Annotated in this window: 12 protein-coding genes; 2 read left to right on the forward strand and 10 right to left on the reverse strand. The window is 30.3% G+C overall.

The window, feature by feature from the left end; all coding sequences use genetic code 11:
- Positions 1-29: 29 nt before the first annotated feature.
- A complete protein-coding gene (locus ACZ451_RS03605) occupies positions 30-1,514 on the forward strand; it encodes an ArnT family glycosyltransferase (protein WP_464215727.1) in 1,485 nt (494 codons plus the stop codon).
- 25 nt (positions 1,515-1,539) lie between these two features.
- On the opposite strand, the gene ACZ451_RS03610 is transcribed toward ACZ451_RS03605, so the two are convergent.
- The 6 genes from ACZ451_RS03610 to ACZ451_RS03635 form a co-directional block, all read right to left on the reverse strand.
- Complete coding sequence (locus ACZ451_RS03610; RefSeq protein ID WP_464215728.1) at positions 1,540-2,916, reverse strand: glycosyltransferase family 39 protein; 1,377 nt, start codon at positions 2,914-2,916, stop codon at positions 1,540-1,542.
- Positions 2,917-2,926: 10 nt separating this feature from the next.
- Entirely contained in the window at positions 2,927-3,544 is a 618-nt protein-coding gene (gene bioD / locus ACZ451_RS03615) for a dethiobiotin synthase (protein ID WP_464215729.1), read from the reverse strand.
- 15 nt (positions 3,545-3,559) lie between these two features.
- On the reverse strand, positions 3,560-3,952 hold the full coding sequence (locus tag ACZ451_RS03620) for a putative signal transducing protein (protein WP_464215730.1): 393 nt from the start codon (positions 3,950-3,952) through the stop codon (positions 3,560-3,562).
- Complete coding sequence (locus tag ACZ451_RS03625) at positions 3,945-5,105, reverse strand: aminotransferase class I/II-fold pyridoxal phosphate-dependent enzyme (RefSeq protein WP_464215731.1); 1,161 nt, start codon at positions 5,103-5,105, stop codon at positions 3,945-3,947. Before ACZ451_RS03625 ends, ACZ451_RS03620 begins: the two co-directional genes overlap by 8 nt.
- An 81-nt stretch (positions 5,106-5,186) precedes the next feature.
- Positions 5,187-6,200, reverse strand: coding sequence for an aldo/keto reductase (locus ACZ451_RS03630; protein WP_464215732.1), 1,014 nt, complete (start codon positions 6,198-6,200; stop codon positions 5,187-5,189).
- Positions 6,201-6,299: 99 nt separating this feature from the next.
- Positions 6,300-7,298: a DUF3829 domain-containing protein gene (locus ACZ451_RS03635; protein ID WP_464215733.1), complete on the reverse strand. Its 999-nt coding sequence runs from the start codon at positions 7,296-7,298 to the stop codon at positions 6,300-6,302.
- A 145-nt stretch (positions 7,299-7,443) separates the two neighbouring features.
- Here ACZ451_RS03635 and ACZ451_RS03640 point away from each other — a divergent pair, with 145 nt between their 5' ends.
- Positions 7,444-7,977 carry a GNAT family N-acetyltransferase gene (locus tag ACZ451_RS03640; RefSeq protein WP_464215735.1) on the forward strand — a complete coding sequence of 178 codons (534 nt, stop codon included), beginning with the start codon at positions 7,444-7,446 and terminating at the stop codon, positions 7,975-7,977.
- Positions 7,978-8,021: 44 nt separating this feature from the next.
- On the opposite strand, the gene ACZ451_RS03645 is transcribed toward ACZ451_RS03640, so the two are convergent.
- The 4 genes from ACZ451_RS03645 to atpD all read right to left on the reverse strand — a co-directional run bounded on the left by ACZ451_RS03645 (position 8,022) and on the right by atpD (position 12,127).
- Positions 8,022-9,275 carry a TraB/GumN family protein gene (locus tag ACZ451_RS03645; RefSeq protein WP_464215736.1) on the reverse strand — a complete coding sequence of 418 codons (1,254 nt, stop codon included), beginning with the start codon at positions 9,273-9,275 and terminating at the stop codon, positions 8,022-8,024.
- Positions 9,276-9,390: 115 nt separating this feature from the next.
- Positions 9,391-10,218: a LytTR family transcriptional regulator DNA-binding domain-containing protein gene (locus tag ACZ451_RS03650; RefSeq protein ID WP_464215737.1), complete on the reverse strand. Its 828-nt coding sequence runs from the start codon at positions 10,216-10,218 to the stop codon at positions 9,391-9,393.
- 58 nt (positions 10,219-10,276) lie between these two features.
- Positions 10,277-10,555 carry a F0F1 ATP synthase subunit delta/epsilon gene (locus tag ACZ451_RS03655; RefSeq protein ID WP_464215738.1) on the reverse strand — a complete coding sequence of 93 codons (279 nt, stop codon included), beginning with the start codon at positions 10,553-10,555 and terminating at the stop codon, positions 10,277-10,279.
- A gap of 63 nt (positions 10,556-10,618) precedes the next feature.
- Positions 10,619-12,127: a F0F1 ATP synthase subunit beta gene (atpD, locus tag ACZ451_RS03660; RefSeq protein WP_464215739.1), complete on the reverse strand. Its 1,509-nt coding sequence runs from the start codon at positions 12,125-12,127 to the stop codon at positions 10,619-10,621.
- Positions 12,128-12,232: the final 105 nt, after the last annotated feature.

Here is a 12,232-nt window from a genome sequence, read left to right on the forward strand (position 1 = left end):
TGATAATTATCTAGCTAATATAATATCAAATGCTTCACCAGCTTATACAGAAACTAACTCCGCATTATATAAACTTAAAAAATGGAACTGTTTTTTTATTACTTTTTGGAGTGAGTTTTTTTGTTCGGTTTCCTTTTTTCTTTAGAGATTATATTGATAGAGATGAAAGTACTTTTATTTTACTTGGACAATCTTTAGTAGATGGTTATTTACCTTATACAGAGTTATGGGATGTAAAGCCCCCTTTAATTTTTTTGTTTTTCGCTGGTATTATAGCCGTTTTTGGAAAGAGCTTTATTGCTATCCGTTTAGCTGGTTCACTAATTGTAGCATCTACTGGTTTTTTTAGCTATAAAATCAGCGAGACCATAACTTCAAAAAAAGTAAGCTTATGGATTGGTATTGCTTGTGTGGGTTTACAAAGCATGATAGGTAGTTTACAAGGGGTAATGTCTGAACATATTTGTATGTTTTTTTTAATGCCCGCACTTTATATTTTGATAAAATATCATAAAGTGCAACATTATTTATTTGCTGGAATTTTAATGGGAATTGCAGTAATGGTAAAATTAAATATGGCTTATACCGTATTGTTTTTAGGTCTCTATCTATTTTTTTATGAGCTTAGAAAAAAAGAGCTTGGGAAAGCTTTTGCTAATGCAAGCGTATACGGAATAGGTATTATTGTTATTATAGCACTCACTTTACTACCTTATTATTTACAAGGTGAAACTGAATTGTGGTGGAAATCTGTTATAGAAGCGCCTTTACAATATGCAAATGCCAGACGCAAAGCTCCTTTAAAGCTATTATATCCTTTTTTAATGATTGCAACTTTCTTTTTTATAGCTTGGAAAACAAAATTGCTAAACTATAAAAACCGCACTATACAATTTATATTAGTGGCTATTTTAGGGGTACTTTATTCTTTTTATAAAGGTGGAAAAATTAATGGCCACTATCTTATTCAACTTCATCCTTTACTTTTAATTCTAGTAGGTATTGTAATCCCTAAAATTGCTTTTTTGAAACGTTTTAATTACAAACCTTTTGTGTTTTTTATCCTCTTACTCCTACCCGCAGAAGCCTATTTAGAATATTATAGAATTGTAAAAAACAAAATTACCAATGGTAGTTTTTTTAATGGCGAAGGTATTGATGCAGCCAACTATATTATACACAATAATTTAGAAACCAAAAATATTTTATTTACAGAGTACCATATTGGATATTGGATATTAAGTGAGCCTCCTCCTACAAAAGCTGCAACACATCCCAGCAATATCTATAAATCAGAGATGTTCTTTGCATATGATAATCCAAGAAAAACAAGTTTAGAAGAATTGGAGTATATCTTAGAAAAATTACAACCTAAAACAATTGTTAGAAAGAAAAACAGATCGCTATATTATGTAAAAAACATCAAAGAAAACAACTATCTAAACACCTATATTGAAAACCATTATAAAACGTTAACAACCATAAATAATGTAGAAATATTCCAACGTCTGTAAATTTTATAATCTAGATTAAAAATAATTAGTGATTTATAAAATAAATGGTTTCCTTTCGCTTACCATAATTTAACAAACTATCTATTGGTTTTTGCTTTTCTAAATTTTCTTTTCCTATAATAACTTTAATTCCTGATAAACTCTTTTGCTTTATCTCTGGCAAAGAAAAATCATCGGCAGAGAAAATCTCTCTATCGCTATTTAACAATCTTATACTACCCGCATAAGTAACATTAGGTAAAATCCATTCTTTATCATAATATTTTTCATTTAAAATATCAGAAATAGGCTCAAAACCAAAATGTACTTGCGAAGGTATTTTAAAAACTTTTTCAACAGGTGTACGCAAAGTTTGAGCACTAATAACAATTATAAATACATAAAAACCTACAGTAATCCATTTTACCGTATTCGCTATTTTTATATGACTTATTAGTATACTCAAAAAAGGTAATAATATTGGTAATAACCAGCGTTCTTCTATTTTCCCAACATTCAATAGTATAAAAAAGATCGCTAAAATTGCTAATTGAACTAATAATACATTCATAAACCAATCGCGCTTTTGTTTATTAAACTTTAGTTTTTTAAATAGCACACATACAAGACAAAAAATTGCAATGATCTTAAATAACTGCAGTAGCGATATGGAGAAACTTAATAAAGGTGTTAAAATAATAATAGAACTATCTAGATCCCCTCCTGTCTTCATTACAATACTATTCTGAAGCTCAGTAAAATACTCGTGATTTGTAATTAACCAATAGAGATGCGGTCCAATAATAATACTAGCTATTAAAATTGAAATTAGTGTATACTTATGGAAAAAGACACTTCTTATTTTTTTATCAATAAAAACTGCTCCTATTAATGCTAGCAAAACTAAGATGTAATTATATTTAACCAGAATGCCTATCCCAACTATAATACCCAGGAAAATATAGTTCACAAATATTTTCTGAGTTAATAATTTTTGAATTATGATGTAGGTAACAATTACAACTAAACAAAGTAATGATGTATGAGACAATCTCCTAAATGTAAAATCTATAAAAACTGGGATTAAAATTAAACTCAATACTACTAAGTTTGATTTTTTTTCATCTCGTATATATTCTTTTGTAAAATTATAAAGGCATAATAATATTCCTGAAAAGATCAATGCTCTAAGTAATGAAAAAGAAACTTTTGAAACTCCTAATATGGCATTTATACTGTTTTGCAACCAAGTATATAATGGTGGTTGATCATCATAACCCAAACGCCACCATTGAGAATAATATGCTTGCTCTGCATCTTCTAATTCCATAGCACTTTTCATAAGGCTTATAACAATAATTGCAACAAAACTTATTATTGCTAAGAAAGTAATCTTGTTTGAAAAAAAAGCTTTACCATTCATAAAAAGAACATTATAAATTTTTAATATTGGATTGAAATAAATCGGCATACTTTTTAATAGTTGCCTTATCAAAAAATGGCTCTTCATTAATTCTTCCAATACATGTTACTCCTGTTTTTTTTAAAATAATACTTTCTGTGGTTGGGTGTTCGTCTCCACTAAAAAGAACAGAAACCTCATAACCTTTATTTTTTAACCAATTTATAGTTAAAAGCGAATGATTAATACTTCCTAAATAGTGCCTAGAAACTACCACTACTTTGTAGTTAGGCATTATAACATCTAATATGGTATCTTCATCATTTAGCGGAACCAATAGACCTCCTGCACCTTCAATTACCAGTGCATTTTCTGTTTTTGGCTCTTTAATTTTATGTACATCAATATAAACCCCATCAATTTCAGCTGCTGCATGCGGGCTCATCGGTGTTTTTAATGCATAAGAATTATCATGAATTACGGTTTTACCATTTGATATTAAACTTGCTATTTTATGACTATCAGAATGCTCTAATTCTCCAGCTTGTATGGGTTTCCAGTAATCTGCTTCAAGAGCTTCAGTTATAATGGCTGCTGCAACAGTTTTCCCAACCTCAGTAGAAATGCCTGTAACAAATACTTTTTTCATATGTACAATATTATTTTAAGCTGTTACTTCAGGTTTTGTAATCATGTTACAATTTAGGCATTTGTATTTTTTCTTTTCAAAAAAAGGAAAAAGTTTATGAAAAATACTTTTTCGTTCATAGTACGTTTCGGACTTTTGGGCTTTACAATTTGGGCAAGTTATTGGGTTTCCTTGACTATCTGTAGCATAGCTTCTTATTTCATTATAAATAGCTAAAGCACTGTTGTAATCTTCTTTATATACTTGTAACTTAACTCCTCCTATAGCATTACTAATTAATGGATCTGAGTTTATTGTATTTTCATCTTTTAAAAAAACTCTAATACCATCTAACTCTAGCCTACTTTTTATAATCTGAACGTCCGCTGCATATTCAAAAGCGGCTATGGTCATTAATTGATCACTCATTTTCAATACTTTTCTTTAGACAACTCAATACTCTTGTTATTTCTTTTTTGCTATTGTAACTATGCAAGCAAAAACGAAGCCTTTCTTTTCCTTCAGGAACGGTAGGAGACAGTATTGCTTTTATATCAAATTCATTTTCTTGCATTTTATTTGCTAGCTTCTTTACTTCTTTGTTACCCGGAAGAATACAACAGTGAATTGCTGAAGTACTTAGAATAAAAAGATCACTGAGCTGTAATCTTACAACCTCTTGATTAAAAAAGTTAATATTCTCTTTTAATAAAATTTGCTGTTCTACTCCTTCTAAATCTATAGAAAAACGGTATGCCACTAGTATTGTTGCTATTGCATGTGGTGATAAGCCTGTTGTATATATAAAGCTACGCGCAAAATTTACTAAATACGTTTTTAATCTTTCGCTACCTAATATCGCTGCCCCATGGCAACCTATTGCTTTTCCAAAAGTTATTATTCTTGCAAATACTTTATTTTGTAGTTGTAAGGTATGTACTAAACCTTTCCCAGTATCACCAAAAACTCCAATGGCATGCGCTTCATCTACTACTAGATGAAACTTATTTTCAGCACAAAAACTGGCAAAAGCGTTTAGGTCCGGAGTATCACCATCCATAGAAAATACAGATTCTGTTACTATATATACTTCGCTTTCTACACTTTTTGATATTGTTTTAATTTTCGATTTTAAATCTTCTATACTATTGTGTGCAAATTTATATTGTTTTGCATTGCTCATTTTTATGCCATCACGAATACTTGCATGGATATATTCATCATAAAAAATAAGATCTCCTCGTTGCGGAACAGCACTAAAAAACCCAATATTGGCATCATAACCAGAATTAAAAACTAAAGCTTTCTCAGCTAAATAAAAATTGGCTAAAAAAGCTTCGAGTTCTGTATGTGTTTTATGATTGCCTGAAAGCAAACGAGAACCAGTAGATCCGTTTAATACTACTTGATGTTCTTTTAAATATGCCGTAGTGTTTAAAAAAATAGTTTTATTACGCGCAAAACCTAAATAGTCATTAGAAGAAAAATCTATTAGATTTTTATCCTCTGGCAAACTACGCAATGTATTGTCAGCTATTCTTCTAGCTAGTTTTTGTTGTAGTTTTTTAGGAAAATTACTCATATAATAAAGATAGCAATTCCAAAACGACCTACATATTCTAATACGTTTAAAATGGCTTTATTGCTATTATTATTCTACAGTTTATTTTGTAATAGCATCTATTAATTTAATTTCTTCATCACTAAAAGAAGTCTGATGTAAAGCGCCTAAGTTTTCTTTAAGTTGCTTTGATGAGCTAGCTCCTATAAGTACAGATGTAATTCCTTTTTGATGTAATAACCAAGCTATTGCCATTTGTGATAACTGTTGTCCTCTTTTCTCTGCTATTTCATTAAGTTGTTTTATTTGCTCTAATTTCTGAGAAACATCATTAACTTCTAAATAGGTTTTACTTTTAGCAGCTCTAGAACCTTCAGGTATTCCGTTTATATATTTATTGGTTAATAATCCTTGGGCTAAAGGAGAAAAGGCGATACAACCTAAATTATGCTTATCCAAAGCAGGCAATAATTCTTTTTCAATACCACGCTCAAATAAAGAATATTTTGCTTGATGTATAATAAAAGGAACTTTTAATTCTTTCAGCAGTACTGCCATTTTACTAGTACGTTCTGCTCCATAATTAGAAATCCCAGCATAAAGTGCTTTTCCTTGTCTTACAATATCATGAAGTGCAATAGCTGTTTCTTCTAAAGGAGTATCTGGGTCTGGCCGATGGTGGTAAAAAACATCTACATACTCTAAACCCATTCGTTTTAAACTTTGATCTAAACTAGAGATTAGGTATTTCCGAGACCCTAAATTACCATAGGGTCCTGGCCACATATCATAGCCTGCTTTTGAGGCTATAAATAATTCGTCTCTATAACTTTGAAAATTTTTCTTATAAAGTGTTCCAAAATTACTTTCTGCACTCCCATATGGAGGACCATAATTATTGGCTAAATCAAAATGAGTAATTCCTGCATCAAAAGCGGTTCTAAGAATTTCTTCCCCATTTGCTAATTGATCATAATTTCCAAAGTTATGCCATAAACCTAAAGAAATAGCAGGTAGTAACACGCCACTTTTCCCAGATCTGTTGTATTGCATTTCCTTATAACGATCTTCTGAAGCCGTATAATTTTTATAATTAGATTTATCGTTAATTTGCATAAAGATTATTTTAAATGAAAATACTAAGTTTTAGCTTACTTAGTAGGTTTTTCATTAAAAAATAACAGAAAACAGAGGTATTATTTTTTAAACAAAAGATTAATTCATTCTATTATAATTAGTTACTAATCCTGAATAAATTTTATAGATTTTAGAAGGTGAACCAGAATCAGGTATATTTGGATGTACTACACTGTATTTAAAATTATTCTTTTCAATACGCTCTTTTAGATTTCTAGTTTCTTTAATAAGTTGCATGCCTTCTTTTAAGTACATTTTTAATGCAAACGCCTTTAATCCAAGTTCATTTTTTACTTTCTCTTTAGCTACAGATAGGTTTTCAAGTTCATCAAAAGCAACTTTAAATTCGGTAACATTCGCATTTAGAGCATCTAAATCTAAATTTTTAAGAGCCACACCATCTAAATTTCCAATTGTATTTAAAATGCCTTCTGCATAATGTAAACTCATAGCTAAATTATAACGTATAAACTCTTTATCGTCTTTAAGTTTACTTACTTCTTGTTTAAATAATTTTTCTTGCACTTTTCTAAATGCTGTACTCATATCGGAATAGGATTTAAAATAATTTTCAAAAGTTCTTACGATATCTTTATGTAGTTCTTTTCCTTTAGCAAAATCATCATCCTTATAGTCTTGTCTGTTATAATAAGATGCTGCTTCTACAGATACTTTTTGCAACTCGGCTGCTCTATGATATACTTTTTGCATTAAATCATCTACTCCTTCTATTTCTGCATCTATTTTTAGTCCTTTTTCTAAATTTTCTAATGCATTATCAGATAATTTAGATATTCCTTTAACTCCTTTTATATTGGAGTTTGGTCCTTTTTCATAATCTACCCAACTAAAATAACGTTGGTATGATTTATGAGCGCTCTTATGAAACGTATTTCCAAAATCTATATATGAATTAAATTTATTTATGAATATAGATGAGCCAAAGCTATTGTCTTCTTTAGAATTATTAAAAGTAGATGAGTTATTTTCAGAATTATCTACAGCTTTATTTTTTGTATCTCCACAGCTTGTAAATAATAAACTTACTGCAATAATTGTTATTAGTGATGTTTTCATTTTTAAAGTGATTTTATTATTATTTTACAAAGGTATTTTTAAACTAAAAAAAGATATCCACCGAATCCGTGAAAAAGAACTCCCTGAAAATAGGGGTTACACATATAAATAGTAATTTTATTATTATAAAGCTATTAAATTGGTTATGGTTAAATATCTAAGAGCTTCATCTACAGAAGAATTGCAACAAATAATAACACTTCAGCAGGAAAATATTTTAAAAGGGGAGCTTACTCCTACAGCTTTAAAAGATGGATTTCTTTCTTTACAACATCATATTTCGCTATTAGAGAAAATGAATGCTGCTTGTCCGCATATTATAGCTAAAGAAGGAGATTTAGTTGTGGGGTATGCATTAACTATGTTAAGCACTTTTAGAAATGAAATACCTATGTTAACTCCTATGTTTACTACAGCAGATTTACTGCTTCCTGAAAAAAATTATATAGCAATGGGGCAAATATGTATTCATAAAGATTATCGGAAAAAAGGAATTTTTAAAGGGATGTATCACTTTTATAAGAGTGAATTAAACCATAAATATGATTGCCTTATTACTGAAGTTGCCACTAATAATAAACGCTCTTTTGGAGCACATTTAAGTGTAGGGTTTAAGAGCATAAATACTGAAGTTAAAAATGGTGCTTCTTGGGAGTTAATAAGTTGGGATTGGATATAAAAGAGATTGCCTGAAAAATAATTTTCAGGCAATCTTTTTTGCTTTTATAAGGGCTGAGCTGCTCCTGAATTTCTAATGAAAATTAGATATTGTGAGTAATGAGCGGAACCTAAATTTTTATCTATTTCAATTTTTTGATTTTCTAAAAATGGTAAAATCATTTTTATATTCATTAGTCTATTTGTTTTAAAATATGGACTATTAGCACTGTTCATTTTATAGAATGTAGTAGAATTCTCTTCAGAAGTACGTTTTAAATCTTTAATACCTTCCAGATAAAATAGTAATAACGAATCATATTTAAAACCTACTTCGCTCCATTCTGGCCCTGTCTGTAAAAAGCTGGGCAAGCTAGCACTAGGCATTATCATTTTACTATCTTGGAAACACATATTTAAAGATACCATGTTTTTAGCATGTGCCAGGTTAGAATTTTTAATTTTATTCCCCAAAGGCTGATAACCTTCTGCTGTTTTTTCTTGCAGGGTATGAAAAAAACCATAAAAAGCATAGATTTTTTCATTCTCAAGATGATACAGTTTATACAGTTGTTGAAAGTTTTCGAAAATTTTTTGCTCTCTTCCTTGTTCTTCGGTCTGCAATAGCGTTGTAAATAAATGTACTAACTCATCCATTTTGTCTCCATATTTTTTAGCAAAACTTTGCTTTAAATTTTCATCAGAATTAAATATTTTCACTTTTTCAATACATTCCTTAAGTCCTTTTGAATCTCCAAATAACCTTTCAAAATCGTTTTTAGATAGTAATTCTTTTATGTGATGTATAAATAGTTTGCTATCGGATAGTACATCACAACCAAAAACAATAATTTTTTCAGCCTGTGGCAAGGTTTTATTATAAGCATACAGGTTTTTCCATTTTTGGTAGTAGTCTTTATTGTTTTTTGCTTGAACCACTAACCAATTTTTTAAAGCATAGTTAATAATAGAATCTTGCCCTGTTACTAAGTATTTATTTAAAAAATAAGCTTGGCTATAGTCAACTTCACTCATATAATATTTAACACCATTTCTTTCATTTATATGCTTAAATAATTTAAAATCTATTTCAGGAGATTTTGCAAAACCATGCATCTCTCCTACCATATACAATTGCTTTTCATAGAACTCTTTATCTAATTTAAAATCAGTATCAAATACTTTTTTATTTTCGTTTAAATAGTCTACATAATCATTACCTATAAAGTATTCTTTAATATGAAAACCAGATAATACCAACCAATAGATAAGTAAAGAGGTTACTATTATAAAACCCAAAACACGCAATAACTTTTTCATTTTTTTATTTTTAAAAGATTATGAAACAAAGAAATATAGCATATCGGATATGGCAAAGATTATGTGGTAAACTTAAATATTTAGGGCTAACCTGTTCTTTTTAGGGACGAAATGATTAGCCTTTTGGGATAGATTGCAGCTTAAGTTTTAATTTAGAATAGGAAGATCTTGCAATTGGTATCACCTCATTAAAACCTGATATTGTTAATTGTGCTTTTTGGGAATTACCTTGCAATAGAAAATTTTGATCCAAATTAATTAGATATGATCTATGAGGTTGCCATAAAAAATCAGCTTGCTCAAGTATGTTTGATAATGTACTTCTTAGTATTTGATTCTTTAGAGTATCTCCTTCTCTAAAATAAACTTGCACATAATTATCTATAGATTTTATAAATACTAAATTTTTCCGCTCAACAATTATGTGATCTTTATTATCTCCTCTAATCTCAATATAACTATTTTTTACTTCTTTGGAATTTAAAATGTGTTCCGTTTGCACTACTTCTTTCATTAAAACATAACGCAATAGAATAGTAGGTAAAACTACTATGGGAAATATAGGTAGTGCAAAATAAAAAAAGAAACCTAAAAACGTGATGAGCGAAAAAGAACTTTGGTTAAATACATAACCATGATAAAAGTAAGCTATGGTTATTGCCGATATTCCAAACAGCACTTGAAATGCTATCTCTCTAGCCCAGTTCCATATATTATCTTTAAGAAAAATTGTATTCTCTATTAGATGCGCTAATAAATACAGAATAAACTTAATAAAACCATATCCTGCTAATAAAGCAAACTTGTATTCATGTTTAAAACTATTGCCACCAAAAGGTTCTAAAACTATAAGTATAAAACTTAAAATAACACCTATTGAGAGACCAACTATAGTATGTATTCCAAAAGATATTCTATAAGGGAAAGGTTTGTCTAAAAACATAAAAGTCTCCAATATTACTATTGGAGACTAAAATATAAAATTAATTAAGTTAATTGCACTAATCTGCTAGAACAATAACTTTATTATCTTTCATCTCTACGGTACCACTAGTTATTTCTAAAGTAGTTGCTCCATTAACTCCTGTAGAAAACTTAGCGCTATATGCTTCATCAATAGTTATATTACCTTGCACTTTTACAGTTCCCTGTTGTAATAAAGAAACAATAGGGGCGTGGTTGGCTAACATTTGAAACTCTCCGTTTATTCCAGGAACAGTCACTGAAGTAACATCTCCTGCAAATAAGGTAGCTTCTGGTGATACAATTTCTAAATACATTTTTTTAGTATTAAGTAGTTAGTATTGAGCAATAAGTACTTTGTACTCATTACTTATAACTAATTAAGCTTCCGCTAACATTTTTTCTCCAGCTTCAATGGCTTCTTCTATGGTTCCTTTTAGGTTAAAGGCAGATTCTGGTAAATGATCTAACTCACCATCCATAATTCTGTTAAATCCTTTAATAGTATCTTTAATATCTACTAATACACCCTTAAGACCTGTAAATTGTTCTGCAACGTGAAAAGGTTGTGATAGGAAACGTTGTACACGTCTTGCTCTACCCACAGCTAATTTATCTTCTTCAGATAATTCTTCCATCCCTAAGATGGCAATAATATCTTGAAGCTCCTTATAACGTTGTAACAACTCTTTTACGCGTTGTGCACAGGCATAATGGTCTTTTCCTAAAATTTCTGGTGTTAAAATTCTAGAAGTAGAATCTAATGGATCTACCGCTGGGTAAATACCTAACTCAGCAATTTTACGAGACAATACTGTAGTAGCATCTAAGTGAGCAAATGTTGTTGCTGGTGCTGGATCTGTTAAATCATCCGCTGGTACATAAACCGCTTGTACTGATGTAATAGAACCTCTTTTAGTTGAGGTAATACGCTCTTGCATTGCCCCCATTTCTGTTGCTAATGTAGGTTGGTATCCTACCGCAGACGGCATACGACCTAATAAGGCTGATACCTCTGAACCTGCTTGTGTAAAACGGAAGATGTTATCAACGAAAAATAAAACATCTTTTCCTTGTCCTTCACCAGCTCCATCACGGAAATATTCTGCAATCGTTAATCCTGATAATGCCACACGTGCACGTGCTCCAGGAGGTTCGTTCATCTGACCAAAAACAAAAGTTGCTTTTGATTCTTTCATTATATTCTTATCAACTTTAGATAAGTCCCAACCTCCTTCTTCCATAGAATGTAAGAAGTCGTCTCCGTATTTTATAATTCCTGATTCTAACATTTCGCGAAGTAAATCGTTACCCTCACGAGTACGTTCACCTACACCTGCAAATACAGATAAACCGCCATGGCCTTTTGCAATATTATTAATTAGTTCTTGAATAAGTACTGTTTTACCTACTCCAGCACCTCCAAACAATCCAATTTTACCTCCTTTTGCATAAGGTTCAATTAAATCGATTACTTTAATACCTGTAAACAAAACTTCGGTAGAGGTAGATAAATCTTCAAATTTTGGTGCTTCTCTGTGTATTGGCAGACCGTCTTTACCTGCTTTAGGCAAATCTCCTAGACCATCAATAGCATCACCAATTACATTAAATAAACGTCCGTAAACGTCATCACCAACTGGCATTTGTATTGCACTTCCTGTAGCATTTACTTCAGTTCCTCTACTTAATCCATCTGTAGAATCCATAGAGATTGTACGCACAGCGTTTTCTCCAATATGAGATTGTACTTCCAAAACCAATAAGGAACCATCGTTCTTCTTTATTTCAAGAGAATCGTAAATTTTTGGTAAATCAGAACCTGATTGAAATTCAACATCAACAACGGGTCCAATAATTTGTGAAACTTTACCTGTAACTTTAGACATTACCTAAGTATTTATGTTTAGAATTTAAGTGTGGAATAAACCTAAAACGCTATTATTTAATTAGCTATGTTTTTCCGGCTGCAAAGATATGTTTTTACATTTTAA

This window comes from Allocellulophaga tsushimaensis, assembly GCF_055383085.1.